Annotated in this window: 19 protein-coding genes; 7 read left to right on the plus strand and 12 right to left on the minus strand. The window is 52.9% G+C overall.

The features are described from left to right. Positions 1–3 precede the first annotated feature (3 nt). Positions 4–795, plus strand: coding sequence for an aliphatic sulfonate ABC transporter permease SsuC (gene ssuC / locus HV229_RS16285; RefSeq protein WP_016156130.1), 792 nt, complete (start codon positions 4–6; stop codon positions 793–795). Continuing rightward, complete coding sequence (gene ssuB, locus HV229_RS16290; RefSeq protein ID WP_049042117.1) at positions 792–1,559, plus strand: aliphatic sulfonates ABC transporter ATP-binding protein; 768 nt, start codon at positions 792–794, stop codon at positions 1,557–1,559. Before ssuC ends, ssuB begins: the two co-directional genes overlap by 4 nt. Positions 1,560–1,662: 103 nt before the next feature. Here ssuB and pepN read toward each other — a convergent pair whose 3' ends face one another. Continuing rightward, positions 1,663–4,275, minus strand: coding sequence for an aminopeptidase N (gene pepN, locus HV229_RS16295; RefSeq protein WP_016152466.1), 2,613 nt, complete (start codon positions 4,273–4,275; stop codon positions 1,663–1,665). A 265-nt stretch (positions 4,276–4,540) separates the two neighbouring features. On the opposite strand from pepN, the gene pncB reads away from it, so the two are divergent. The 4 genes from pncB (at position 4,541) to aspC (ending at position 10,372) form a co-directional block, all read left to right on the plus strand. Further along, positions 4,541–5,743, plus strand: coding sequence for a nicotinate phosphoribosyltransferase (pncB, locus tag HV229_RS16300; RefSeq protein ID WP_131348230.1), 1,203 nt, complete (start codon positions 4,541–4,543; stop codon positions 5,741–5,743). Between the two features lie 165 nt (positions 5,744–5,908). After that, positions 5,909–7,309: an asparagine--tRNA ligase gene (gene asnS / locus HV229_RS16305; RefSeq protein ID WP_016152464.1), complete on the plus strand. Its 1,401-nt coding sequence runs from the start codon at positions 5,909–5,911 to the stop codon at positions 7,307–7,309. A gap of 600 nt (positions 7,310–7,909) precedes the next feature. After that, entirely contained in the window at positions 7,910–8,998 is a 1,089-nt protein-coding gene (ompF, locus tag HV229_RS16310; RefSeq protein WP_003035828.1) for a porin OmpF, read from the plus strand. A 183-nt stretch (positions 8,999–9,181) separates the two neighbouring features. Then, positions 9,182–10,372 carry an aspartate transaminase gene (gene aspC, locus HV229_RS16315; protein WP_016152462.1) on the plus strand — a complete coding sequence of 397 codons (1,191 nt, stop codon included), beginning with the start codon at positions 9,182–9,184 and terminating at the stop codon, positions 10,370–10,372. Between the two features lie 54 nt (positions 10,373–10,426). Here aspC and HV229_RS16320 read toward each other — a convergent pair whose 3' ends face one another. From HV229_RS16320 to cmoM, 7 genes are all read right to left on the minus strand, one after another. Next, on the minus strand, positions 10,427–11,074 hold the full coding sequence (locus HV229_RS16320) for an MBL fold metallo-hydrolase (protein WP_003035823.1): 648 nt from the start codon (positions 11,072–11,074) through the stop codon (positions 10,427–10,429). Positions 11,075–11,102: 28 nt separating this feature from the next. After that, on the minus strand, positions 11,103–11,651 hold the full coding sequence (locus HV229_RS16325) for a YcbK family protein (protein ID WP_016152461.1): 549 nt from the start codon (positions 11,649–11,651) through the stop codon (positions 11,103–11,105). Positions 11,652–11,828: 177 nt separating this feature from the next. Then, positions 11,829–13,580: a L,D-transpeptidase gene (gene ldtD / locus HV229_RS16330; RefSeq protein WP_181545914.1), complete on the minus strand. Its 1,752-nt coding sequence runs from the start codon at positions 13,578–13,580 to the stop codon at positions 11,829–11,831. Between the two features lie 255 nt (positions 13,581–13,835). After that, positions 13,836–18,296 (minus strand): chromosome partition protein MukB, encoded by a 4,461-nt coding sequence (gene mukB, locus HV229_RS16335; protein WP_181545916.1) that lies wholly within the window; start codon positions 18,294–18,296, stop codon positions 13,836–13,838. Further along, on the minus strand, positions 18,296–19,000 hold the full coding sequence (gene mukE / locus HV229_RS16340) for a chromosome partition protein MukE (protein ID WP_016152457.1): 705 nt from the start codon (positions 18,998–19,000) through the stop codon (positions 18,296–18,298). Before mukE ends, mukB begins: the two co-directional genes overlap by 1 nt. Next, on the minus strand, positions 18,981–20,303 hold the full coding sequence (mukF, locus tag HV229_RS16345; RefSeq protein ID WP_181545918.1) for a chromosome partition protein MukF: 1,323 nt from the start codon (positions 20,301–20,303) through the stop codon (positions 18,981–18,983). Before mukF ends, mukE begins: the two co-directional genes overlap by 20 nt. Further along, positions 20,296–21,099, minus strand: coding sequence for a tRNA uridine 5-oxyacetic acid(34) methyltransferase CmoM (cmoM, locus tag HV229_RS16350; protein ID WP_016156122.1), 804 nt, complete (start codon positions 21,097–21,099; stop codon positions 20,296–20,298). The genes mukF and cmoM overlap by 8 nt, the downstream gene beginning before the upstream one ends. A 135-nt stretch (positions 21,100–21,234) precedes the next feature. Here cmoM and elyC point away from each other — a divergent pair, with 135 nt between their 5' ends. Next, positions 21,235–21,999, plus strand: a complete 765-nt coding sequence (elyC, locus tag HV229_RS16355; protein WP_019076401.1) for an envelope biogenesis factor ElyC — start codon at positions 21,235–21,237, stop codon at positions 21,997–21,999. Between the two features lie 35 nt (positions 22,000–22,034). Here elyC and HV229_RS16360 read toward each other — a convergent pair whose 3' ends face one another. The 4 genes from HV229_RS16360 to HV229_RS16375 all read right to left on the minus strand — a co-directional run bounded on the left by HV229_RS16360 (position 22,035) and on the right by HV229_RS16375 (position 25,301). After that, complete coding sequence (locus HV229_RS16360) at positions 22,035–22,928, minus strand: YcbJ family phosphotransferase (protein ID WP_016156120.1); 894 nt, start codon at positions 22,926–22,928, stop codon at positions 22,035–22,037. A gap of 163 nt (positions 22,929–23,091) precedes the next feature. Further along, the gene (gene kdsB, locus HV229_RS16365) at positions 23,092–23,838 is read right to left on the minus strand and encodes a 3-deoxy-manno-octulosonate cytidylyltransferase (protein ID WP_016152452.1); all 747 of its coding nucleotides are present in this window, start codon (positions 23,836–23,838) and stop codon (positions 23,092–23,094) included. After that, entirely contained in the window at positions 23,835–24,017 is a 183-nt protein-coding gene (gene ycaR / locus HV229_RS16370; protein ID WP_003035793.1) for a protein YcaR, read from the minus strand. The genes kdsB and ycaR overlap by 4 nt, the downstream gene beginning before the upstream one ends. A 51-nt stretch (positions 24,018–24,068) precedes the next feature. Next, entirely contained in the window at positions 24,069–25,301 is a 1,233-nt protein-coding gene (locus HV229_RS16375; RefSeq protein WP_181545920.1) for a winged helix-turn-helix domain-containing protein, read from the minus strand. Positions 25,302–25,320: the final 19 nt, after the last annotated feature.

Raw genomic sequence — 25,320 nt, forward strand, 5'->3', positions numbered from 1 at the left:
CTGATGGCAACGCCGAAAAACAGGTGGTTACTGCGCCTCGCGCCCTGGTTTTTACCGGTTGGGTTGGTCGCGCTCTGGCAGCTCGCATCATCAATGGGCTGGTTGTCCACCCGCATCCTGCCCTCTCCGGAGGGCGTTGTCGAAGCCTTCTGGACGCTTTCCGCCAGCGGCGAGCTTTGGCAGCATCTGGCGATCAGCTCCTGGCGCGCGCTGGTAGGCTTCTCCATCGGCGGATCGATTGGCCTGACGCTGGGACTGATTAGCGGTCTTTCGCGGTGGGGAGAACGCCTGCTGGATACTTCGGTGCAGATGCTGCGTAACGTGCCGCATCTGGCGCTGATCCCACTGGTGATTTTGTGGTTCGGCATTGATGAATCTGCCAAGATCTTTCTCGTCGCGCTGGGCACGCTTTTTCCGATTTACATCAACACCTGGCATGGGATCCGCAATATCGATCGCGGTCTGGTAGAGATGGCTCGCAGCTATGGGCTGTCTGGATTTTCACTGTTCATTCATGTGATCCTCCCCGGCGCCCTGCCCTCGATTATGGTTGGCGTGCGTTTTGCTCTCGGGCTGATGTGGTTAACGCTTATTGTCGCGGAAACCATTTCAGCCAATGCCGGCATTGGTTACCTGGCAATGAACGCCCGCGAATTTCTGCAAACCGATGTGGTCGTGGTGGCCATTATTCTCTACGCCCTGCTCGGCAAACTTGCCGACGTCAGCGCCCAATGGCTAGAGCGGATCTGGCTGCGCTGGAACCCGGCTTACCATGTGAAGGAGGCTACCGTATGAATACCGCTCGCCTAAACCAAGGCACGCCGCTTTTACTAAGTGCCGTGACGAAACAATACGCCGCCAATACGGTGCTCAATCAGTTAGATTTACACATTCAGGCCGGACAGTTTGTTGCCGTGGTTGGCCGCAGCGGGGGAGGAAAAAGCACGTTGCTGCGTCTGCTGGCTGGGCTGGAGTCTCCCACCTCAGGTGCATTACTTGCCGGAACCACCCCGCTGGCAGAAATTCAGGAGGATACGCGAATGATGTTTCAGGATGCGCGTCTGCTGCCCTGGAAGACGGTTATCGATAATGTGGGTCTGGGTCTGAAAGGTCACTGGCGCGATGCGGCCCGGGACGCGCTGGCCGCAGTTGGGCTGGAGAATCGTGCTCAGGAATGGCCTGCCGCCCTGTCCGGTGGACAAAAACAGCGCGTGGCCCTGGCGCGGGCATTAATTCATCGTCCCGGTCTGCTGCTGCTGGATGAACCCCTCGGTGCGCTGGATGCCTTAACCCGCCTTGAAATGCAGGAGCTGATTGTCTCTTTATGGCAAGAGCACGGCTTTACCGTACTGCTGGTCACCCATGACGTCAGTGAAGCGGTGGCAATGGCCGATCGCGTGTTGCTTATTGAAGATGGAAAAATCGGACTGGATTTAACGGTGGATATTGCGCGACCACGCCGGATTGGTTCGGTGCGTCTGGCAGAGCTGGAAGCAGAAGTGTTGAACCGGGTAATGCAGCGTAGCGAAATGGAACAGCCGATCCGCCGGCATGGATAAGCATTCAGAAAAATCAGGCCCAGTAAGCGCAAGCGCCACCGGGCCTTTTGCCGGATAGCGGCGTTACCGCCTAATCCGGCTTACAAAACGACAGGTCAACGTTTCAGGCTAACGCTTTGGTTACCTTCTCGAACAGATCGCCGGAGAGATTCTCCAGACCTTTCAGTTGTTCCAGCGCCGCGCGCATCTGCGTCTGACGTTTTGCATCATACCGTTTTAAGCGAATCAGCGGCTCAATCAGACGTGACGCCACCTGCGGGTTACGGCTATTGAGTTCAGTCAGCATGTCGACCAGGAACTGATAGCCGCTGCCATCTTCCGCATGGAATGCCGCCGGGTTGCTGCCCGCAAAGGCGCCAATCAGAGATCGGATTCGGTTCGGGTTACTCATACTGAAGGAACGGTGCTTCAGTAAGCCACGTACCGTTTCCAGCACGTTTCTCGCCGGGCTGGTGGATTGCAGGATAAACCATTTGTCCATCACCAGACCGTCATGATGCCACTTATCGTCATACTCCTGCATTAGCGTGTCGCGGCAAGGCAGTTGCGCCGCGACTGCCGCGGACAGCGCCGCCAGCGCATCGGTCATATTGTTTGCTTCACGGTACTGCTTGCTGACCAGCGTGTCGGCCAGATGGGTTTCGCCAAAGGCCAGGAAACGCAGGCAGGCATTACGTAGCGTACGCTTGCCAATATCGGCATGCTCAACGCGGTACTCATCAAGATGATTAGCGTTATAGATGGCGAGGAATTCATCCGCCAGTTCGGCCGCCAGCGTGCGAGTTAACGCTTCACGTACTTCCGTTATCGCCACCGGATCGATGATGTCGAACAGTTCAGCAATTTCATTCACCGAAGGCAGCGTCAGAATCTCTGCCGCCAGTGCCGGATCGATTTTCTCATCCAGCAAAATCGCCCTGAATGCATCGGCCACGTGTACCGGCAGCGACAGCGGCTGCCCCTGCTGATGGCGGGCTACGTTGAGCTTAATATAGGTCGCCAGCAAGCTTTGCGCCGCGTCCCAACGAGAGAAATCGTTACGCGCATGACGCATCAGGAAAGTCAGTTGCTGATCGCTCCATTTGTATTCCAGTTTTACCGGTGCGGAAAATTCGCACAGCAGTGCCGGAACCGGCTGGAAGTAGACATTATCAAAGACAAACGTCTGCTCAGCCTGGGTGACATTGAGTACGGAATTCACCGGGTGCCCGCCTTTTTGCAGCGGGATCACTTTCCCTTCGTTGTCATACAACTCGAGGGCGAAAGGAATATGCAGCGGCTGTTTTTCGGCCTGATCCGGCGTGGCCGGCGTGCGCTGGCTGATAGTCAGCGTGTACTGCTCAGTGGATGGATTGTAGTCATCACGCACGGTCAGAATCGGCGTACCGGACTGACTGTACCAGCGGCGGAAATGCGATAGATCGACGTTGGACGCATCTTCCATCGCCTGCACGAAATCATCACAGGTTGCAGCGCTGCCGTCATGACGCTCAAAGTACAACTGCATCCCTTTCTGGAAGTTAGCCTCACCGAGCAGGGTGTGGATCATACGAATAACTTCAGCGCCCTTTTCGTACACGGTCAGGGTATAGAAGTTGTTCATTTCAATGACCATATCCGGACGGATAGGATGCGCCATTGGGCTGGCATCTTCGGCAAACTGCAGGCCGCGCATGGTGCGCACATTGCTGATCCGGTTTACCGCGCGTGAGCCGAGATCGGAACTGAACTCCTGATCGCGGAACACGGTTAGCCCCTCTTTCAGGCTCAACTGGAACCAGTCGCGACAGGTCACGCGGTTGCCGGTCCAGTTATGGAAATATTCGTGACCAATGACGCGCTCAATATCGAGGTAGTCTTTGTCGGTGGCGGTATCGGTACGTGCCAGCACATATTTGGAGTTAAAGATGTTCAGACCTTTATTCTCCATCGCCCCCATGTTGAAGAAATCGACCGCGACAATCATATAAATGTCGAGGTCATACTCGAGGCCAAAGCGCTCTTCATCCCATTTCATGGAGTTTTTCAGTGAAGTCATCGCCCACGGCGCGCGGTCCAGGTTGCCGCGATCGACGTACAGTTCCAGCGCCACTTCACGCCCGGAACGGGTGGTAAAGGTGTCGCGCAGGACGTCGAAATCACCGGCTACCAGCGCAAACAGATAACACGGTTTCGGGAACGGATCCTGCCACTGTACCCAGTGACGACCATTTTCCAGTTCCCCCTGCGCCACGCGGTTACCATTGGAGAGCAGGAACGGATATTGGGTTTTATCGGCGATAATTTTGGTGGTAAAACGCGCCAGGACATCCGGCCTGTCGAGATACCAGGTAATATGGCGGAACCCTTCCGCTTCACACTGGGTGCACAGCGCGTCGCCGGACTTGTACAGTCCTTCCAGCGCGGTATTGGCCGCCGGGCTAATTTCATTCACGATACGCAACGTAAAACGTTCCGGCAGTTGACTGATGACCAGAGCGCCTTCTTCTTCTTTATACTCTGCCCACGGCTCGTCGTTCACGTGGATCGACACCAGGGTCAGATCTTCGCCATTCAGGCGCAGGGGCGCATCGGACGCTCCATGACGGACAGCCTGGCTCACGGCGGTGACCACGGTTTTTTCAGCATCCAGGTCAAAGGTCAAGTCAATATCAGTAATCTGGTAATCCGGCGCACGATAGTCGTGACGGTATTTGGCTTGTGGCTGTTGTGTCATAAAAAACCTTTAGCATCTTTGGTAGAGTCTCGGCTTCAGTCTATTCCTGTTGCGTAAATCGCGCTACGCAGAATGTTCATCTTTTCAGGCACAAACACCCTTTTTGCTACATTTTTATAACACGCGGCACGAATTGCCCTCGACCAGAAAGACAGCTTATGGTGTGATCGGGGTTCAATAAATCGCTAAACAAGGTATACTCCAGCGGTTTTCTTAGTTGTTTATTGTACTAAACGCTCCCGTGAGAGGATGCTACTGCGCACCTATGACACAATTCGCTTCTCCTGTTCTGCACTCGCTGCTGGATACAGACGCTTATAAGTTGCATATGCAGCAAGCCGTTTTTCACCACTACTATGATGTACAAGTAGCGGCTGAATTTCGTTGCCGTGGCGATGACCTGCTCGGTATTTATGCCGATTCTATTCGTGAGCAGGTGAATGCTATGCAACACCTGCGACTGCAGGAGGACGAGTACCAGTGGCTCTCCGGCCTGCCTTTCTTTAAAGCTGATTACCTCACCTGGTTACGTGATTTCCGCTATAACCCGGAACAGGTTTGCGTCACCAATGATAACGGTAAGCTGAACATCCGCTTAACCGGGCCGTGGCGTGAAGTGATCATGTGGGAAGTCCCGCTGCTAGCGGTCATCAGCGAGATGGTACACCGTTACCGTTCGCCCGAATCCGGCGTCCCGCAGGCACTCGATGAGCTGGAAAGCAAACTAGTAGAATTCTCTGCTTTAACGAAAGATGTCGATATGTCCCGCTTCCATCTGATGGATTTCGGTACGCGTCGTCGTTTTTCACGTGAAGTACAGCAGGCTATTGTTAAACGCCTGCAGCGAGAGCCCTGGTTTGTCGGCACCAGTAACTACGATCTGGCCCGCCGCCTGTCATTAACCCCAATGGGCACGCAGGCGCATGAGTGGTTCCAGGCTCATCAGCAAATCAGCCCTGAACTTGCCACCAGCCAGCGCGTTGCCCTGGCCGCCTGGTTAAATGAATATCCTGACCAACTCGGCATTGCGCTGACCGATTGCATCACCATGGATGCGTTTTTACGCGACTTTGGCGTCGAGTTTGCAACCCGCTATCAGGGTTTACGCCATGACTCAGGCGACCCGGTGGAATGGGGTGAAAAAGCCATCGCCCATTATGAAAAACTGGGCATTGATCCGCTGAGCAAAACGCTGGTGTTTTCAGATAACCTCGATTTGAAAAAAGCGATTGAGCTCTACCGCCACTTCTCTTCTCGTGTGCAGTTGAGTTTTGGTATTGGCACACGTTTAACCTGTAATATTCCCCAGGTTAAGCCGCTCAATATTGTAATCAAGCTGGTGGAATGTAACGGCAAACCTGTGGCGAAGTTATCTGATAGCCCGGGTAAAACCATCTGCCACGATAAAGCGTTCGTGCGCGCGCTACGCAAAGCCTTCGATTTGCCGCATATTAAAAAAGCCAGTTAAACCTTCCAGGGAGCCAGTTTGGCTCCCTTTTCACGCTAATTTCCGAAATCTTTCACTCCAGCTACGAATTCTGCTTGTCTGATTGCAGATGCCAGGTAACATAGGTATCCCCCCATTACGGGTGGACATGTGTTTATATATCCGACTATTAACAGAGAGAATATTATGAGCGTTGTGCCTGTAGCCGACGTACTCCAGGGCCGCGTAGCCGTTGACAGCGAAGTCACCGTGCGCGGATGGGTGCGTACCCGCCGAGATTCAAAAGCTGGCATCTCCTTCCTCGCCGTTTATGACGGTTCCTGCTTTGATCCTGTACAGGCCGTCATCAATAATTCTCTGCCCAATTACAATCAGGACGTACTGCGCCTGACGACGGGTTGTTCAGTTATCGTAACGGGTAAAGTCGTTGCATCTCCTGGACAAGGACAGAGCTTTGAAATTCAGGCCACTGAGGTTGAAGTAGCTGGCTGGGTTGAAGATCCTGATACCTATCCAATGGCGGCTAAGCGTCACAGCATTGAGTATCTGCGTGAAGTGGCGCACATGCGTCCACGTACCAACATGATTGGTGCTGTCGCGCGTGTACGTCATACGCTGGCGCAAGCGCTGCATCGCTTCTTCCACGAGCAGGGTTTCTTTTGGGTATCGACTCCGCTGATCACCGCTTCCGACACCGAAGGTGCCGGTGAAATGTTCCGCGTGTCTACGCTGGATCTGGAAAACCTGCCGCGTAACGATCAGGGCAAAGTCGATTTCGACAAAGACTTCTTTGGTAAAGAAGCTTTCCTGACCGTTTCCGGTCAGCTGAACGGCGAAACCTACGCCTGTGCTCTGTCCAAAATTTATACCTTTGGCCCGACGTTCCGTGCAGAAAACTCTAATACCAGTCGTCACCTGGCAGAGTTCTGGATGCTGGAACCGGAAGTGGCTTTCGCCGACCTGAACGATGTTGCAGGCCTGGCTGAAGCGATGCTGAAGTACGCGTTCAAAGCCGTACTGGCTGAGCGTGCGGATGATATGAAATTCTTCGCCGAACGTGTCGACAAAGACGCGATTTCACGCCTGGAACGTTTCATTGAGGCTGACTTCGCGCAGGTGGATTACACCGACGCGGTAAGCATTCTGGAAAAATGCGGCAAACAGTTCGAAAACCCGGTTTACTGGGGTGTGGATCTGTCTTCTGAGCACGAACGTTACCTTGCTGAAGAGCACTTTAAAGCGCCGGTCGTCGTTAAAAACTACCCGAAAGATATCAAAGCGTTTTATATGCGCCTTAACGAAGACGGTAAAACCGTTGCAGCAATGGACGTCCTGGCTCCGGGAATCGGTGAAATCATCGGTGGTTCTCAGCGTGAAGAGCGTCTGGACGTACTGGATGCCCGTATGCTGGAAATGGGTCTGAACAAAGAAGATTACTGGTGGTATCGCGACCTGCGTCGCTACGGTACCGTTCCACATTCCGGCTTCGGTTTGGGCTTTGAGCGTTTGATCGCTTACGTTACCGGCGTGCAGAACGTCCGTGACGTTATTCCGTTCCCGCGTACCCCGCGCAACGCCACGTTCTAACCCTGCATTTTTGATACAAAAGCCAGCATTGCTGGCTTTTTTTGTCACCGCTTCACGTTTTGGGCTCCCCCTCCCGCGTTTAACACAACCCTTCGCCTTCCCCCTTCCTGTTACGTAATATTTCACCGCAACATATTTGAACAAAAAATAATCATCATTTTTATTGTGGATTAGCATTTTCTGATTAAATAGTACATTTTATGACCACTTGCACGGCATTCCAGACGTCCAGAAATAGCTATCTGTAAAGCAGGAAGTTTATGGCAGAACAGAGAAAAATGGAGTTTATCTAAATTAAATATAAGAAAATCATATAAATAGAAATAGAAGTGGTGATTTTTAGCGCACGGACATCTGAAATTTGAAGTTGTTCACAAAGTTGCACAAAAATAACATTTTGTTACACATTTTTTCTTTTTGAAACTAAATCTTTATATTTGTAGCACTTTGACGGTAGCGAAACGATAGTTTGAATGGAAAGATGCCTGTCAGACACATAAAGACACCAAACTCTCATCAATAGTTCCGTAAATTTTTATTGACGGAAATTATTGGCGGCAGTGGCAGGTGTCATATAAAAACCGATGAGGGTAATAAATAATGATGAAGCGCAATATTCTGGCAGTGGTTATCCCTGCTCTGCTGGTAGCCGGGGCAGCTAACGCTGCAGAAGTTTATAACAAAGATGGCAACAAGCTGGATGTATACGGTAAAACCGTAGGTCTGCACTATTTTTCTGATAACGCTGGCAACGATGGCGATCAGACTTATGCCCGTCTTGGTTTCAAAGGGGAAACTCAGATTAATTCCGATCTGTCCGGTTACGGTCAGTGGGAATACAACTTTGCCGGTAACAACTCTGAAGGTGGCAGCGACGCTCAGAACGGTAACAAAACCCGTCTGGCATTTGCTGGTCTGAAATATGCCGATCTGGGCTCTTTCGACTACGGTCGTAACTACGGTATCGTTTACGATGCCCTGGGTTACACCGATATGCTGCCAGAATTTGGTGGTGATACCGCGTACAGCGACAACTTCTTCGTTGGCCGTGTGGGTGGTGTTGCGACCTACCGTAACTCTAACTTCTTCGGTCTGGTTGACGGTCTGAACTTCGGTATCCAGTATCTGGGTAAAAACGAGCGTGATGGCAATACCGGTCGTTCTAACGGCGACGGCGTTGGCGGTTCTGTAAGCTACGAAATGGATGGCTTCGGGATCGTTGGTGCTTACGGTGCGGCTGACCGTACCAACGCGCAGGAAAACTCTTTCTACGCTAACGGCGGCAAAAAAGCTGAGCAGTGGGCAACCGGCCTGAAGTACGATGCTAACAACATCTACCTGGCGGCGAACTACGGAGAAACCCGTAACGCAACCCGCCTCTCCACTACCCAGAATGGCGTGACCACCAGCGGCTTCGCCAACAAAACGCAAGATTTCTTTGTTGTCGCTCAGTACCAGTTCGATTTCGGTCTGCGCCCGTCCATCTCCTACAACAAATCTAAAGCGAAAGACGTAGAAGGTGTAGGCAACGAAGATCTGGTGAACTACATTGAAGTAGGCGCAACCTACTACTTCAACAAAAACATGTCCACCTATGTTGACTACCAGATCAACCAGATCGATTCTGACAACAAACTGGGTGTGAACTCTGACGACACCGTAGCACTCGGTATCGTTTACCAGTTCTAATAGCAGACCTCTTTGTTAAATGCCTTAAAAACAGGACTTCGGTCCTGTTTTTTTATCTCTGCTAGCGGATTCTTGCGTCTTAAAAAAACACCTCGGCTTTTCGTCAGTAACGGTTGGCATTTTGTAAATCTACCGTTAACCTGATAGCGGACTTCCCTTCTGTAATCACTATGGAACCTCGTCATGTTTGAGAACATTACTGCCGCTCCTGCCGACCCCATTTTGGGTCTGGCTGATTTGTTTCGTGCCGATGACCGCCCAGGAAAAATAAACCTTGGGATCGGTGTATATAAAGATGAGACAGGTAAAACGCCGGTACTGACCAGCGTTAAAAAAGCCGAGCAATATATACTGGAAAATGAAACCACCAAAAATTACCTTGGCATCGACGGTATTCCAGAGTTTGGTCGCTGCACTCAGGAATTACTGTTTGGTAAAGAAAGTTCGCTTATCAACGACAAACGTGCGCGTACAGCACAGACTCCTGGCGGCACTGGCGCACTGCGTGTGGCCGCTGATTTCCTGGCAAAAAACACCTCAGCTAAACGCGTATGGGTGAGCAATCCAAGCTGGCCAAACCATAAGAGCGTCTTTAACTCTGCCGGTCTGGAAGTTCGTGAATACAACTATTACGATGCCGCGAACCACTCATTAGACTTTGATGCGCTGCTGGCAAGCCTCAGCGAAGCGCAGGCTGGCGACGTGGTGTTATTCCACGGCTGCTGCCATAACCCAACCGGTATCGATCCTACGCTGGAGCAGTGGCAAACGCTGGCTCAGCTTTCTGTCGAAAAAGGTTGGTTGCCGCTGTTTGACTTCGCATACCAGGGCTTTGCCCGCGGTCTGGAAGAAGATGCAGAAGGTCTGCGCGCATTCGCTGCGCTGCACAAAGAGCTGATCGTCGCCAGCTCCTACTCCAAGAACTTTGGTCTGTACAATGAGCGCGTAGGCGCCTGTACGCTGGTTGCAGCCGATGCTGAAACCGTCGACCGCGCGTTTAGCCAGATGAAATCCGTCATTCGTGCCAACTATTCCAACCCACCAGCACACGGTGCGTCGGTTGTGGCAACCATCCTGAGCAACGATGCCCTGCGCGCTATCTGGGAGCAGGAACTGACTGATATGCGTCAACGCATCCAACGCATGCGTTTGCTGTTTGTGAATACGCTGCAGGAGAAAGGTGCGAACCGCGACTTCAGCTTTATCATCAAACAGAACGGCATGTTCTCATTCAGCGGCCTGACCAAAGAGCAGGTTCTGCGTCTGCGTGAAGAGTTTGGTGTCTATGCCGTCGCTTCCGGACGTGTGAACGTAGCAGGAATGACGCCAGATAACATGGCGCCGCTGTGCGAAGCGATTGTCGCAGTACTGTAATCTATCGCGTACTAAAAAGGCCGCAATAGCGGCCTTTTTCATTTATCTGCGGTGTTACCAGACTGGCATTTCATCCTGCAGGAACGGATTATGTAGCCGTTCGTTGCCCAACGTCGAAAGTGGGCCGTGACCCGGAATAAACGTCACGTCATCGCCCAACGGCAACAGTTTACGTTTAATCGAATCAATCAATTGACTATGATCTCCGCGAGGAAAATCGCTGCGCCCTACGCCGCCTTTGAAAATCACGTCACCAGAAATCAGTAGCTTTGATTGTTCATCAAAGAAGACCACATGTCCCGGCGTGTGACCCGGGCAATGCAGTACCTGCAACGTCACGTTACCCACGCTTACCCGGTCGCCTTCATTCAACCAGCGATCGGGCGTCAGCGGCTCACAATCGCCCAGGCCAAACATGCGACTCTGAGCAGGAAGTCCTTGTAACCAGAACTCATCTTCTTTTTCCGGACCAATAACCGGTACACCATAATGCTGTGCCAGTTCAGCCGCCGCACCTACGTGATCAAGATGACCATGGGTGAGCAGGATCTGCATTAGCGTCAGGCCACTGGCATCGACTTCCTGTTTGATTTTCTCAGCATCGCCGCCGGGATCGACCAGCGCAGCCAGACGGGTTTGCTCACACCAGATTAACGAGCAGTTCTGGGCGAATGCAGTGACCGGAATAATACGATAGTTCATACGGCTCCTGTTTCATTAAGCTTATGGATCACCAATGACGCGCCGGTCCGGTGTCAATATGCACAAAGTTACTGCGTGGGTAGTATCCTACACCACCTGCGCGCATAGATAACGCAGCTTTGCGAATATTACTTAATGCGATGCCTTCAATATGGAAATCCATGGCCTGCCCTTTCGTGTGGTAGCTTTTCTTTGCCACACCGCGGCTGTGCGCACGTAATTCATTATTGGTATCAATAGAGCGGTAACCAGAAATAAGCTGTACGGGTTTACGCGTGCCCAGCAGGCCCTGCAGACGGAAGAGTTGATCGAACAATCCCGGATCGATGGATTTCACTTTATTCGCACGAAAATCACGGAAAAAGTGATTAAGTTTAGCTAATTCGTCCTGAATATAGCCCCTGCCATCAAAAAACTCTGCTTTTATTGACTCACCGGTATGCAGGTTATTCAGAGTCAAAATGCGCGGACGTGGGGTAGAGAGTGTAGCAAACGCAGGCGTAGGCAGGATGGCAGCGCCGAGGGCAATGCCACCAAGCGCCAGCAGTTTGCGGCGATTAGCGTCAAATTTGTCCATGGTTTTAAGGTCTACAAGGTCAATGTTATCGTATGTATGCTCTAGCGCACGCGGGAAACCTTATCTGGCTAAGTAGTCCACGTCAAGGCTCCCAACCCCAGGAAATACGGGGCTTGCAGCCATTTCGCCCCGTTTCCAGCATAACTTACGACAATTATTTTCCTCGAACTGCTTCATTTATCTGATTAATTGTTCAGCTTTTGACACAATTTGTGCACTGGATCGCGCTGTCTGATCGTAATTGTAAATATCTGTACGATACTGCGTGCGACCATCCGGGCCAACAAATGCGGTCAGATAGTAGAGGTTGACGGGGATATTCTGGCGAATATTCACGTACCTTGTATCCCCTTGCTTCAGGGCATCCGAGATGCGCGTATCATTCCACCCCGCATCCTGTAGCAGCATATTCGCCAGCTCAGATGCCTTGTTCACGCGCACGCAGCCGGAGCTTAACGCCCGCGAATCCTTCTGGAACAGAGTGTGGTTCGGCGTATCGTGCAGATAAATAGCATCCGAACTCGGCATATTGAATTTATAGCGTCCGAGCGAGTTACGCGCTCCCGGAGCCTGCTGGAAGCGGAACGGCAGATTGGAGGCGGTGATGGTGGCCCAGTCAACCTGCCACGGATCTATCGTCTCTTTGCTGTTCCAGCCGCGCATTACGGTATAGCCGTGACGCTCAAGATACCCCGGGTCATTCCAAACCTTAGGCAGAATATCCTTCCGGGCCAGCGTCGGTGGCACGTTCCACGGCGGGTTAACGACCACGTTATTCAGCGCACTGCTCATCATCGGCGTTTTACGATCGGGACGTCCGACGATAACGCGCGAGGCCAGTACCTGATTGCCGTTTTGATAATACACCAGCGAGTAGGCAGGAATATTCACCATGATACCGGTAGACAACGTACCCGGCAGCAGGCGCAAGCGCTGAATATTTAACGCCAGCACGCCCGCACGTTGAGCGGGCGTCACGTTCAGCCAGTCACGCGTGGCTGGGCCAATCGCGCCATCGGCCCCAAGCCCTTGCCACGTCTGAAAACGCTTAACCGCGTCAACAAGTTCACGCTCGTAAGCGCTACGGCCTTCTTTGGCAGCCGTACTGACAACAGACTCCAGCATCCCGGTACGGCGCAAAATTTCACGCAGCGCAGGGATGTCGTTACTCCACTCCCCCGGACGCAGCGTCGCGGTACTGGTCAGTTGCGGCCAGGGCCGCGTATCGCCCACCAGCTTGAGCAGCGATTCATGCATGGCTGCGTACTGCGGATGTTGCGGTACCAGGCTGGCGACAAACGAAGTCAGTTGACCGTTATCCAGCGCGACTTGCCATTGGTTGATCACGGAAATCGGCGGCGTCGTCAGCGCATAGGGCTTATCGCTATAGAGCCAGCGATTACCTTTGACGGGGATGTTGGCAATAAAGTGCAGATACCCCATCATCGCATCTGAGAGCACGATATCTCGCGCCTGACCGGTTACTGCCGGGTCAGTCAGTAAAGCGACCCAGGTGGTGAACTGCGGCTGAAAGCCGGCAATCGCCACTTCAGCTAACTGTTGCTGAAAGGCTTTTACCGCATCACGATTTTCCCACATCGGTTTCATTTCGCGTGCGGCATACAGCAGTTCCAGTTGGCTCATATAAACCGGTGTGAAGCCCGCTGGAAGTTGAGATTGTAATTCGGCGCGGGCTTTATCAACTGACACGCCCTCGGGCAGCGGTTGGATACCTGCCATCATAGCCGTCGCGGAAGATTGAGCCTGCGGCTGTGATAACGCTGTTGGCTGTTCACTGACGGTCGCTGAGCTATCGCCAGGGATCATTTCAGGCTCATCGGCCTGCGCATTGAACAGTGGAGCGAATGTTACGGCCAGGCACAAACTAATTGCCGACAGCCGACGACCACACATTTTATTAAGCAACATCCCTTGCCCCCTGTTTTTTTATCATACTTTGAGTAGCCAGGCCGTATGTCTTCCCCTTATTTTGGCGGGGCCGAACCTGTAAAACGCCAATACAAGCTGAAGTATGACGAGCAAGCCTGTGACGCGTTAGGCTTACCTTTAGTATATAAACATGAAAAAATTTTTGCCTAACCTAATGTAAAGAAGTTTAAAGAAATTACACCAGTTATTGAGAATTTCCGGAAAAAAGAAGGCGGCCATTTAGCCGCCTTTTATTTAGCTTGCCTGCGAGGAGGCATCTTCGGCGCCAGGCAGCGGCTCAGGTAACTGAGGCGCAAACCCGCGCAGACCTACCACGTGAACGTGTTCGGTGTTCTGGAAGACTTTACGCACCAGTTTGTAGGTGGTGCCTTTCTCCGGGCTAATGTTTTCTGGGGCTGCGATAATCAGCTGCATTTGCAGACGCTCGCACAGTTCAAACAGAGTCGCGATAGAGCGTGCATCAAGTCGCGCAGCTTCATCCAGGAACAGTAGACGGCAAGGAGAAATATCTTTCCCGCGCAGTCTACGCCCTTCGTCTTCCCAGCTTTGCACAACCATCACCAGAATAGACATCCCGGTCCCGATCGCTTCACCCGTTGACAGCGCGCCAGATTCAGCACGCAGCCAGCCGTCAGAGCCACGGTTAACCTCAACTTCCATTTCCAGATAGTTACGGTAATCCAGCAGTTCTTCACCAATGGTTTGCGGCGTACGTTGCCCCATATCAATCTGCGGATTCAGACGCTGATACAACTTCGCCAGCGCTTCAGAGAAGGTCAGACGATTGCTGTTAAACAGATCCTGGTGCTGCTCATGCTGTTCGGAAAGTACGTCCAGCAAGGTAGCATGCGTCTCGCGTACGTTGACGTTCAGACGAACGCTGTTTACCTGGCCAAACGACACGCTTTGCAGCCCCTGGTTCAGCATGCGAATACGGTTCTGTTCGCGCTGAATGGTCTTACGAATGATATTCGCCACGCTGCGAGAGCTGATCGCCAGTTTCTGTTCGCGGGACGTTAATTCTTCCGTCAGACGGCTCAGCTCAATCTCCATCTGTTCGATCGCTTCAACCGGATCGTCGGTACGGATGATATCCTGACGAATACGTTCACGCAGATGCTGATAAACCGCGACAAAGAACTGAATTTTACGCTCTGGGCGTTTTGGATCTTCAGACATGCGCAGTACATCGCGCAGGTGTTCGTTATCCGCAACCGCCAGGCGCAGCGCACCGAGCGCCTTATCCGACATTGAGCGCAGTTCATCACCGGAAAGATACGCCAGCTCACGACGGTGCAGGCGGCGTTCAACGCCGTTATCTTTCACCATCCGCATCACCGCACACCATCCGGCTTTCGCGGTAACCACCTGCTCACGCATCTCAAAATAATCACGTTCCAGCTTGCGCAACCTGCGGGTCAGGTTTTCCATCTCCGCTTCGCAGAAGGTCAACGCTTTTTCCAGTTGGTTACGGCGCGCACGGTTGTTGCTGAGCTGCGCATGCAGTTCATCACGACGAATACGCGCGCGCTCTTCGGCACCGCTGTCCGCACGAACGCCAATATCCTGCAGTTCACGTTGTAAATCGTTAAGCAGCTCTTTTTTGGTGTCATAGGAGCTTTTCAGCGACGCCATGACCTGGTTGTACTGGCTTAACTGTGCAGCGTGACTGCGTAGCGCTTCACGGGCGCGGGTACGTTCAGCTTCCGCCTGTTCCAGGCGCTCACGCAGTTTTTCGTTCAGATCGCTGTTGCCGCTAAGCATTTCAGCAGAGTCGGAATAGCTAAAGTGCGCCCGGCGCTGCACCACTTCGGTCAGAGCAAAAGCTTGCTGACGTGCATCGCGCTGCATCTGTTGGGAATACGCGTAGTCTTCCTTCAGTTGTTCAAACTGCTCAGGGTCATTTTGCAGGACCGAAACAATCGGTTCCAGTTTGGCTAAATGGTTGCCATGTTGCTGTACAAAACGCGCCGCTTCCTGGGCTTCATCCAGGCGCTCACGAATTTCGTCCACGCGATCGGCCAGCGTGTCATCCGCCAGCAGATTCAAACGCGGGAGAAGGCGGTTAAGAGCAGAGACCCCCTCTTTCGCCTGCTCAAACTGCATACGGCTTTGCTGATTATCATTTTCATGATTGGTCAGCGCACGTTCCAGTTCAACGCGACGGCCATTCAGTTGGCGAATTTCCGCTTCCGGATCGGCTTCAAACGCCACCGACAAATGACTGCCAATGAAACGACTGAACGCCTGATGCAAACGCTGGGTTTTCTGGACGTCAAAGGAGAGCGTTGCGAAACGTTCAGACAGCCCTTCACGCTCGGCATGCAGGGTTTCGATACGGCTTTCGCGCGCTGCACGGCCAAAAATCGGCACCGTCGGGAAGCGGGAATAACGCCACTGACGCTCGGCGGTTTTCACCACTACCGCTTTTTCCAGCTCATCAACGCTGAAAACGCTGTCATCAAACGACTGCGGATCCCCTTCGATGAAATAGAGATCTTCCGGACAATCCGTCAGCCCTTCAAGCTGCTCGGTAATCAGCGTCAGATCCGGCACCACGATGGCATGACGCGAAGGACCGTACAGCGCAGAGAAGTACGGCGCATCTTCAAGGCTAACGTCGTCATAGATTTCTGACAGCAGAACGCCGCCGAAGCGCTCCGCCAGCGCGTTCAGACGCTGATCTTCCGCCCCGCCCGGCTGACTTAAACGTTCAATTTCTTCATCAACTGCATTTTTGCGCGCACCGACTTCATCACGCTCAACAATGGCTTCACGCTCGCGCTCCAGCAGTTGTTGCAGATACTCGGTCACATCCTGGCTTGAGGTAAACTCTTCGCCACACTGCTCGCTAAGCTGATTCAGGCTATTCTGCGCGGCCAGCCAGACAGGCGCACGTTTCATCAGATGCTGGATACGAGACTGCAGCTGTTCCTGCTCCTGACGCAACGTCATACGCTGTTCGCTGGCAGAAGAGACGCTGTCCGACAAGGCGGCGATGCGTGCTTCCAGTTCCTGGTGCAGCGCTTCCAGCTCATCGATATCGAACTGTTTACCCTGACGCTTGCAGAATTCAGCCAGCAGACGCTCGGCATCTTGCTGTTCGCGCAGACGCTGCTCCAGTTCGCTGAGTCGCATACGCAACGGCTGAACCTGTTCCGCCAGGTGGCGCTGTTCAACGCCTTCCCGCAGCAGTTCACGCGCCACGCTCCAGGCTTCACCACGCGCCAGCGGGCCATTGATAGCCGCCACCAGCTGATAAGCCTGTTCGAACTGGCTGTGCGCGGTTTGCGCCACGCTCATTTTTTGTTCCAGCGTCAGCAGTTTTTCAGTGGCTTCCTGCTCTTTAGCCTGGAAAGTTTCCAGCCATTCAGCAGCGCTGTCGGCGGTCAGATCCGGTAAGTGGCAGAGCTCTTTCGCCCGATTCAGCGCCTGGATCGCCTGGGTATATTGGATGGCTCGCGTTTGCTGGACGTCCAGCGCTTGCTGATAATCGGCAAGCTGGCTTTTCAGCTCATCCACTTCCAGTTCCGCGGCTTCTGCGCGGGCTTCGTTTTCATCCTGGCGGTCAACGGCTTCCGCGACCACCTCATTTTGTTCTTCGAGACGGACCTGCAGTTCTTCAAGATCCGCTTCGTAACGTTCAATTTTTTCCTGCTGACGCAGCGCGGTTTGCACCAGATTCAGGTGATCGCTCGCGGCCTGGTAATCAGCTTCCAGATCGCCTTCCGCGCCGTTATGCTCGCCCAGTTCGCGCGCCATATCCACGTGCTTATACTGCTCCGCGGCCAGCTGCTTGCGTGAAGTATGCAGCTCACGACGATATTCCAGCGCTTTATCAAGATGGATACGACGTTCGTTGGCGTGACGCATATAATCCGCGGCCACATAGTTGGTCGCTTCGCTGATCAAATGCTTAAACAGATCGCGGTCAGACTGAGTTACGCGAATCGCTTCCAGCGTCATGCGGTTTTCACGCAGCGCAGCTTCCATATCCTGGAAGGCTTTACGTACGCCGCTGTTTTCCGGCAGCAGGTAGTCACGCAGTGAACGGGTAATGGCACTGGAGATCCCGCCGTACAGCGAGGCTTCAATCAGACGATAGAATTTACTACGGTCAGACGCGGAACGCAGACGACGGGCGATGATGCCCAGATCGAACATCAGTGAGTGATAATCGGTGATTGAGTTGAACTGTTTAAACTGCACACCTTCCATCTCATCAAGCTTCTCTTTCAGCTCAGAGAGGGACAGCACGCGCGCCTGGCGTTCATTCAGCGTTTCCGTCACCAGTTGGGTTGGCTGCACCGACATCGGCAGCCCCTGAATGGCAAACGGTTTGATATCCACTTTACGATCGCGACCGGCAACCTGTTGCAGACGCACCCCCACGACCACGCGCTGATGGCGCGAGTTGAGGACGTCGAGCATTGAGTAACAGACGCCCGCTTTCAACTTACCGTGCAGGCCCTTATCACGTGAACCACTGGTTGCACCGGCTTCGGTGGTGTTACGGAAATGCAGCAGGGTTAAGTCCGGGATGAGCGCTGTTACAAATGCCGCCATGGTGGTGGACTTACCCGCACCGTTACCGCCGGACAGCGTGGTAACCAGTTCATCAAGGTCGAACGTACGGGCAAAAAAACCATTCCAGTTAATCAGCGTAAGTGAGCGAAATTTACCGCGTTCAATCATTATTCTTCTTCTCCACTGTCCGGCTGATTCTCTTCGGGCTCATCGTTGAGCTGCAGGCGGTTCTCGACCGGCATCGCTTCGCCATCACGAATTAAGCGACGCTGCGCTTCGCGCGGATCGTCACCGCTGCGCACGTCCGCGCCAAAGCGGAAGACTGATTCCGTAATACGGAATTTGCTGCTGTCGTGACCCATAAACCACACCATGCCTAAACGGCGCAGACGGTTTAGCGAAGAACGAACTTTTTCCTGTAGCTTCTGGCGATCAACATCCGAACCGGTTGAACGGTTGTTCACCAGTTTCAGCAGCTTCGCTTCATCAGCCAGCGTTAGCAGCTCGTCGTACAACTCTTGCTGGGTAAAAATCCCTTCATTCGCCAGGCGTTCCGGGCTGAGATAGAGATAGCAAAGAATTTTACCGACCATCATGTCCAGTTCAGACAGGACCGAACGGGGAATGAGCGTCGTTGAACGCGGGCGAAGGTAGAAGAACCCTTCCGGCGCACGGATCAATTCCACGTTATAGCGGCTGTAAAACTCTTCAAAATATTCCTGAAAATCCATCAGGAAGGCATGATTATCCAGTTCATCCAGACCGATATGGCGGCCCGAACGTAAGGCGCTGTCCAGCGCCGGAAATAACGGATTCGCCAGCGCCTGCGCCAGCTTTACCGGCATCACTTGTTCAATATTTGTCAATGACATGCGCCTGTACCTTGGCTCCGTAATCATTAATCGGCTGCCATTTGGCTGGCAGTCCGGTGAAGTCTGCTTGCGCTACGCCAAGGCGTACCGCCTGATCGATAACTATGCGCGCGACGTCGAAATGACGCGTACGTGGGTATTGCGCCAGATACTCGCGCACGACCAAACCGAGATCCAGTGGTGTTTGTCTGGATTTGTAGATAGCCAGCTGTTCTTCGATGATCGCCGCCAACTGTTCACGGATCTCGTTAAATTCTTCATATTCCAGATCTTCCGGAAGCTCGCCGGTGACCTCTTCGTCACGCAGCACCATCTCTTCGTCACGCATATCCAGCAGACGATCGGCGTTGGCATAGGTTAGCGCCCACGGATCGTCAAAGTATGTCTGCACGGACTGGCGCAGACGCTGGGCAAAGACGCGGTTTTTATCCATATCGATCGCGGTACGGATAAACTTATGCACGTGACGATCGTAGCCGATCCATAAATCAATGGACTGCTGACCCCAACTGATAATGCGGTCGAGCTTACTTTGTAAGTCAAACACCAACCGATCGACGAAATGCAAATCGTCATGCGTCATCGTGGCGTCCTGGATGTGTAACAGGTGAGCCTGTAGCTTATCCCCCGCCGCTTCCAGCGTATCCTGCAGTTCACGCAGCGTACCAGACGTTTCAGAGAGCAGCAGTTCACAGCTGGAGATCGCCGCCCGCCAGTCTTTATTAAGCAACTGTGCGATGTCGTCTTTTACCTGCTGCTGCTGTTCATCCATGATGCGCTGGGTCAGATCGATACTGTCGAAAATCTCCGCCACCGAGTATTTCAATGGCGCGTAGACGTTGCGATGCCAGTGGAACTCATCGCCACCTTCCGCTGCCGCATCCGCCGCGCGCTTTAGTTCACCAGCAACAATCGACAGCTGCATTGAAAGACGTAGCGTAGAGAATTCACGCTGACGAATGTAGTAATCCGTGATGCCAATTCCCAATGGCGTTAAACGATATATAGCGTTGCCTTCCGCCTGCTCGCTGGTAAAGCGGTTCAGCAGACGTTGACGCACCATATCGTTGATCGCGTTGTTGGCGCGTACGCCGATGGTTTCGCTGGTTTGCTCAAACGCATCACTCACATGGCGGAACGCATCCACCAGCTCACCTTCACTCATCTCGCCGTCAAGTCGCTCACCGTTCAGGGTCGCGACCGCCAGCAGGAACGAAAGTCTGTCTACAGGCAGAGAGATGGAGAAGTCATTTTTTCTGGCCCAGGCAACCAGTTCGGGGACTGTCTGGGAAAATTCACTCATAAATTATCCTTGCATCTGCGGCTCGGGCCGAACTTTTAATCGCGGTGACATGAATATAGCGCCCAAGGCTGATATACGGTTCCTGGCGGCAATAACGCGTTTCTAACTCAAGTAACATTTCAAAGTCGTCATGCTGTTTATGTTTATCTCGCAGATAATCATGAAACACGCGGACGCCCGTTTTACCGGTTATCTGCCAACCGATCTCGTCCAGCCACTGGTAGACCTGCCCCGGATCGCGCGGGTAGTCCGGTGAAAGCGTGCGTTTTTTACGTTTCGGCATCCCCACCTGCACATAGTCAAAGTTCCCTGCGACCATGTTATGCATCAACAGACCGTTAGCATTGTAGAACATTAACGACAGCGCGCCGCCAGGACGCAATACTGACCACAGAGTCTGCAACACGTTGACCGGATCTGTCACCCACTCCAGCACAGCATGAAACAATATCAGATCAACCGGGCTTTCCAAATGCGAAGCAACATCCTGAGCGGCGCATTGTATAAAATGCATGTTCCCGCTCACACCTTTTGCCTCTGCCGCCTGTTGCGCTCGGGCGATCATCTCGCCAGACAGATCGCATAATGTGACGAAATGTCCTCGTTCCGCCATTTTGATGGCCGTTTGCCCTTCACCACCACCGGCATCCAGAATGTGCAGTTTTTGCTCACCGAACGTTTCCAGTAATCGATCCAGATCCTGCCAAAGGATAGCCTGTCTTAATTGACCTTTGGTGGTGCCGTAAATGTTACGGGAAAACTTCTCTGCAATGTCATCAAAATTGCGATCCCGCATCGGGCTCTCCGCATACTGGCTTTAGGGTGACTAAGTAAAACCGCTATTTTGTCACACCCACGCCGAGAATGAACCTTCCTGGTGTAATATCCCTGCAGATCCCCTGCTGTATGGTTAAAAAAGGAACCAAAAAGGATGCTTTTTACGCTGAAGAAAGTGATTGGCGGTATGATGCTGCCGCTGCCACTGATGCTAATTATGATGGGTATTGGCCTGGCGCTGGTCTGGTTCAGTCGCTTTCAAAAAACAGGGAAAGTGTGTATTAGCCTGAGTTGGCTGGCACTGTTACTCCTTAGTTTACAGCCCGTCGCCGACAGCCTGTTGAAACCGATTGAGGACAGTTATCCAACGTGGCAAGGTTCGCAAAAAGTGGAATATATTGTGGTGCTGGGCGGAGGGTATACCTGGAATCCGCAGTGGGCGCCGAGTTCAAATCTGATCAGCAACAGCCTTCCACGTCTGAATGAAGGTATTCGCCTATGGCGCGCAAACCCGGGATCGAAGCTCATCTTTACCGGCGCTGCCGCAAAGACGAATAACGTCAGTACCGCAGAAGCTGGTGCCCGAGTTGCGCAGTCGCTGGGGGTGCCAGCCAATGAAATCATCACCCTGGATCACCCCAAAGATACCGAAGAAGAAGCCGCAGCGGTAAAGAAGGCCATCGGCAATGCGCCGTTCCTGCTGGTAACCTCTGCTTCCCACTTACCGCGGGCGATGATCTTCTTCCAGCAGGCCGGCTTGCATCCGCTGCCAGCGCCAGCCAATCAGTTAGCAATTGATTCACCGCTTAATCCGTGGGAGCGCGCTATACCTTCACCCGTCTGGTTGATGCACAGCGATCGCGTTGGTTACGAAACCCTGGGACGCATCTGGCAGTGGCTGAAAGGATCGGAACATTGACAGGAATGTTGCCTGATAAGATGTTCACATGTTTATCATGCGAGCCACGGCAGCAATGATTTCGTTGCCAGGTCAAAGTTGGAACGATTAAAGCGTCCGGTGTTGACCAGTTGCGTCACTTCATCCCATAACACGTACAACCAGCGCCGCCAGATGAATGACTCCGCCACTGGCGCGCGCTGCAGGTATTGCCAAAGCAGGCTTTCCGCCAGCGCATTATCCATCAGGCGGAACAGTTCATATTCCCTTGGCGCCCACAGCATCAACCCCGGTCCCACCATAGCCAGAAGCTGATCACTACGGGCGTCTTTGAGCATGCTACGTAAACTGAAATTACCGTGGATCAGCACGCAGTTATCATTGAATCCTTCAAATAAGGCAGGCAAACACTCACGGGTGCGAAACAGGATCCGCTTGTCCTGCATCGTTAGCCCGGTATTGTTGAACTGATTTAACGTGGTCCACAGCACCTCAACCCGCTGACGATACCATGATGGCCAGATATTCTCTTGCGTGTTATCCACCATTCCCACGCAGCCAGCACTATCCTGCCGATGCCATGACAGCAGACCTTCTACGATCTGATCTTTTAAATGTTCCCAGCGTTCGGGCGTTCGGGCAGGCGCTTCCACCGGCACTCCACGTAAACGCTCAAGCAGTAGCACATCAGGACCGGGATGTTCCTCGTGGGTTAAGACCCCATAAATGACGGGCATACGCACCGTACCACTGCGCGCCAGCATGGAGGTTTTCCATGCCAACTGCTGCGCCATACCCGGCGTGGTGAAACTTCTCGCCATCAGTGGCATCGGATTTCCCTGGCTGTCGTACAGTGACCACAGGGCCGTATCCACTTTTTCATTCACGCATTCTATACGACTGAGTTTTTCACCCAACAGATGACTGAGTTCGGCACGCAACTGTTCCATTTCGGATTGCCCTCATAAATGCTACTGCTTTCATAATGAGCGTCGTGCAGACAGATGTCACCCGGATGAGATCAATTGATGAAAAGAAAAATGGCGGGAAAGCGTAACGATACGACACTCCTCCCAAAAATTCGCGTCATCAGGGGGAGTGTCGTGAGAAAAACTAACGCATTTCGGCGCGAACGCGCTCAAGATCTTCGGCAGTGTCTACGCCGGTACCGGGTACTTCTTTTGCGACGGCAACATGAATTTTTTCGCCATACCACAGCACACGTAGTTGCTCCAGCATTTCAATATGCTCAAGCGGGCTAGGCTGCCAGTTAACATAACGGCGGATAAAACCGGCGCGATAGCCGTAAATACCCAGATGTCGCAGGAAGGTGTCACCCACCGTTTCCAGGCTTTTAGCGAAACGGTCGCGATCCCACGGAATGGTCGCGCGTGAAAAATAGAGCGCATAACCTTCGGCGTCCAGAACGACTTTCACCGCATTCGGATTAAATGCCTCTTCCGCACTGTGAATCGGGGCAGCAAGGGTCGCCATACCGACCTGGCGCTGTGCCAGATTCTCAGCGACCTGGCGAATAATGACCGCCGGGATCATCGGCTCATCACCCTGTACGTTAACAATAACGGTATCATCGCTAAAGCCACATTTCTCGACGACTTCCGCCAGACGCTCCGTACCGGACTGGTGATCGGCGCGGGTCATGCATACTTCCCCCCCCACCGCTTCTACCGCGCGAGCGACATCTTCGTGATCGGTCGCAACAATAATACGTTCAGCGCCAGATTCACGCGCACGCTCCAGCACATGCACGATCATCGGCTTGCCATTGATATCCAGCAGCGGCTTGCCCGGCAAACGTGTGGACGCATAACGCGCAGGAATAATGACCACAAAACTCATGATTTACTCTCATCAGCAGTCAGAACGCGAGCTTCGGTTTCCAGTAACACGGGAATGCCATCACGCAGTGGGAAAGCAAGGTTATCCAGTTTACAAATCAGTTCCTGTTTTTCCTGGTTAAACCAGAGTTTGCCATTGCATACCGGGCAGGCAATGATTTCAAGCAGACGATGATCCATAGTTCCTCCAGATGGACCGGATTGTGAATCCGTAAATATTAACATAATCGCTTACCGTGCTGGGTCTATTTCCCAACCATGGCGCGCATCAGCAAATAAACCTTCAGGATAGCGTCCCAGCGTCACACGTGTTGCCTGCTGCCAGCGGGCAAAATCATCAATCGCCTGAAACAATCCTTTTTGCAGAGTAACCCCAGGTTTGACGCCATCCTGTAACCAGAGCGAAATCACTTCCAGTACGCCCGTTTTGCGGTGCATTTTGGCATCCATCCGCCCAACTAACTGTCCGCGATGCAGCAGCGGCAGGACGAAATAACCATACTGACGTTTCGGTGCTGGCGTGTAACATTCGAGCCGATAGCTAAAATCGAATAGCTGCTCTGCCCGTTTACGATCCCAGACCACCGGATCAAAGGGTGATAATACTGCGCTATGCGTCGCCGTTAATTTACCCGTCAATGCCTGCTCCAGCATCGGCTGAAGGTGGCTATGCAGCCACAGGGTTCCTAACCCTTCGACATCGACAGGAATAATCTGTTGCTGCTGTGCACGTACGTTGCACCAGTTTTTTAGCGCCGGACGCTTCAGGCGATAGTAGTCTGCCAGCCATTGTTCGCGAAAAATCCCCAGACTGCGGGCACTGTTATCCAGCATGAGGCTTTCTGCTTCTTCCTGTGAAAGCCGGTCGCGTTCATCATCCCAGTGCGGCATGACGCGATGGGTTAAATCATACACTCGCTGGAAATTACGCCGTTCCACCACCATCACTTTCCCGGCGGTGAACAGGCCTTCAAGATGACGCTTATGCGGTTTCCATGCCCACCAGCCGCTGGCCCCCTTGTGCAGATGCTCAAAATCGGCAGAGCGTACTGGTCCGTTATGCTGGATGTGCTGGAGCAGTTGCTCAATCTCATGCGCATGTTCTTTCATCCACTCCGCTTTATATTTCCAGCCCATTTTCTCCGGGGCCAGCATGCGGTGACGTATCAGCATAAAGTCGCTACGCGGCAAAAAGCAGGCCTCGTGCGCCCAGTATTCCATCAGTTCGCCCCGCTGCAATGCGTCATCCAGCCACTGGGGCGAATAATCACCCAACCGACTAAACAGCACCAGGTAAGGGCTGCGCGACACAATATTGATGGTATCGATTTGCAATAACGACATGCGCGAAATGGTAGCAAGAATATCTGCTGGGGTTGCCCGACGGCGTGTTTTTTTCAGCAGCCCTTGAGCGGCAAGGTGAAGATGACGGGCATCCGTCAAAGAAAGACGCGGCAACGACATTTATGGCCTCATAAATGAT

The sequence above is a fragment of the Citrobacter sp. RHBSTW-00524 genome, from assembly GCF_013747755.1.
Lineage (GTDB): Bacteria > Pseudomonadota > Gammaproteobacteria > Enterobacterales > Enterobacteriaceae > Citrobacter > Citrobacter braakii.

Bases quoted from the DNA above. Each gene is read 5' to 3' on its own strand.
- ssuC (WP_016156130.1), top strand. From the start codon at position 4: ATGGCAACGCCGAAAAACAGGTGGTTACTGCGCCTCGCGCCCTGGTTT.
- ssuB (WP_049042117.1), top strand. From the start codon at position 792: ATGAATACCGCTCGCCTAAACCAAGGCACGCCGCTTTTACTAAGTGCC.
- pepN (WP_016152466.1), bottom strand. From the start codon at position 4,275: ATGACACAACAGCCACAAGCCAAATACCGTCACGACTATCGTGCGCCG.
- pncB (WP_131348230.1), top strand. From the start codon at position 4,541: ATGACACAATTCGCTTCTCCTGTTCTGCACTCGCTGCTGGATACAGAC.
- asnS (WP_016152464.1), top strand. From the start codon at position 5,909: ATGAGCGTTGTGCCTGTAGCCGACGTACTCCAGGGCCGCGTAGCCGTT.
- ompF (WP_003035828.1), top strand. From the start codon at position 7,910: ATGATGAAGCGCAATATTCTGGCAGTGGTTATCCCTGCTCTGCTGGTA.
- aspC (WP_016152462.1), top strand. From the start codon at position 9,182: ATGTTTGAGAACATTACTGCCGCTCCTGCCGACCCCATTTTGGGTCTG.
- HV229_RS16320 (WP_003035823.1), bottom strand. From the start codon at position 11,074: ATGAACTATCGTATTATTCCGGTCACTGCATTCGCCCAGAACTGCTCG.
- HV229_RS16325 (WP_016152461.1), bottom strand. From the start codon at position 11,651: ATGGACAAATTTGACGCTAATCGCCGCAAACTGCTGGCGCTTGGTGGC.
- ldtD (WP_181545914.1), bottom strand. From the start codon at position 13,580: ATGTTGCTTAATAAAATGTGTGGTCGTCGGCTGTCGGCAATTAGTTTG.
- mukB (WP_181545916.1), bottom strand. From the start codon at position 18,296: ATGATTGAACGCGGTAAATTTCGCTCACTTACGCTGATTAACTGGAAT.
- mukE (WP_016152457.1), bottom strand. From the start codon at position 19,000: ATGTCATTGACAAATATTGAACAAGTGATGCCGGTAAAGCTGGCGCAG.
- mukF (WP_181545918.1), bottom strand. From the start codon at position 20,303: ATGAGTGAATTTTCCCAGACAGTCCCCGAACTGGTTGCCTGGGCCAGA.
- cmoM (WP_016156122.1), bottom strand. From the start codon at position 21,099: ATGCGGGATCGCAATTTTGATGACATTGCAGAGAAGTTTTCCCGTAAC.
- elyC (WP_019076401.1), top strand. From the start codon at position 21,235: ATGCTTTTTACGCTGAAGAAAGTGATTGGCGGTATGATGCTGCCGCTG.
- HV229_RS16360 (WP_016156120.1), bottom strand. From the start codon at position 22,928: ATGGAACAGTTGCGTGCCGAACTCAGTCATCTGTTGGGTGAAAAACTC.
- kdsB (WP_016152452.1), bottom strand. From the start codon at position 23,838: ATGAGTTTTGTGGTCATTATTCCTGCGCGTTATGCGTCCACACGTTTG.
- ycaR (WP_003035793.1), bottom strand. From the start codon at position 24,017: ATGGATCATCGTCTGCTTGAAATCATTGCCTGCCCGGTATGCAATGGC.
- HV229_RS16375 (WP_181545920.1), bottom strand. From the start codon at position 25,301: ATGTCGTTGCCGCGTCTTTCTTTGACGGATGCCCGTCATCTTCACCTT.